This is a genomic window from Arachidicoccus sp., from assembly GCF_050436765.1.
GTDB lineage: Bacteria > Bacteroidota > Bacteroidia > Chitinophagales > Chitinophagaceae > Arachidicoccus.
This window is the reverse complement of sequence record NZ_JBNQGD010000203.1, coordinates 699-1,473: the sequence shown is the minus strand read 5'-3', so window position 1 is coordinate 1,473 and position 775 is coordinate 699. Positions and strand designations below refer to the sequence as shown.

Sequence of the window (775 nt, the reverse complement as noted above, 5' to 3'; positions counted from 1 at the left end):
AATGGGCAAAACTACTCTGGCTTTGAATATCGCTATAAACATAGCTAAAAACGGCATCCCTGTTGGTTTTTTCAGTTTTGAAATGAAGGATAAACAGATAATTTGGAAGATTCTAAGCCGAGAACTTGGGGAAACTGTAGGGAGTATCAGGGCCGGCGCTTTGGATCAATCAAAATGGGACTTATTGGGTAATAATTTCGGGAAGTTAAAAAACATCCCCTTTTACATGAATGATAAAGGCTTTATGACCACTACGGAAATGAAAGCGGTTATAAAGACCTGGAAGGCAAAACACGGAATTGAGGCTGTTTTTATAGATTATCTACAACTTATCGGAGCATCGAAAGAAGCGAGGGGCCAGAATCGGGAGGCAATTGTTTCAGGGAATACGAGGGATATAAAAAGCATGGCAATGGAATGTAATATTCCGATTGCTCTTTTATGTCAACTTTCCAGACAAGGGGCTAATGTAGAACCAGAACTACACCATTTGAGAGAATCGGGAGCCATAGAACAAGATGCAGATAATGTAATATTTATTCACATGGATGAAGAACTAACAGACAGGGAATACCCAGGATGGGTGGAAGGTGATCCGGAATGGATCATAAAATTAATGCTAAAAAAAGGGAGATTGATTAACAAAGGAAATAGGTTAATGATCCTGAACGGAGCGCATAATAATTTCAGAAGTTTAGAATTTAAAAATGATTTAAAGCCGATTTCATACAATAACATCCGAAATTTTTCAGAACCAAACGAAAATACATTTTAA

General features: G+C 37.5%; 1 protein-coding gene. It reads left to right on the top strand.

Features of this window, described 5'->3' with window-relative positions; all coding sequences use genetic code 11:
* Window positions 1-775: DnaB-like helicase C-terminal domain-containing protein (locus ACQR30_RS08985; RefSeq protein WP_429734200.1), on the top strand; the 775-nt coding region annotated here is incomplete at its 5' end.